This is a genomic window from Alcanivorax sp. HI0044 (genome assembly GCF_001634945.1).
On sequence record NZ_LWEZ01000825.1, the window covers coordinates 1 to 400 of the forward strand.

A 400-nucleotide genomic window follows, 5' to 3' on the forward strand; every position below is an offset into this window, starting at 1 on the left:
ACCCGGAATTGCCTGCGAACCTGGATGTGCTGACTGACTTTGCTGGTACTTACACGGTAATAGGAAATGCTACTGGAGATCCCGGATACTGTGCGAGTTGTGGGACGGCCAACCGCGACCATGTGCGTGGCAGCGTCATTATTTCTGCACAGGGTGATATTGATTTCGATACGGGAATCAGTTTTGTCGCTACGGATATTGTTGCGATTTACGATCGAAAAAATGTAGCCGCAGATCGACGGGTCGCTGTGAACTATGGACTGTCCGATAGTGATGAGCGTGTGCGGGTATACCTCAATGCGGATGGGGACGTTATGGAAATCATCCATGATGATGGCCAGGGTACCACCACCCGTGCCTTGATTCAGGAAGACAGTTCGGACCCTGAACCCGAACCCGG

General features: G+C 52.0%; 1 protein-coding gene. It reads left to right on the forward strand.

The annotated features are described in order from the left end of the window. On the forward strand, positions 1-400 hold a 400-nt coding region (locus A3730_RS31435), incomplete at both ends, for a hypothetical protein (RefSeq protein WP_197477408.1).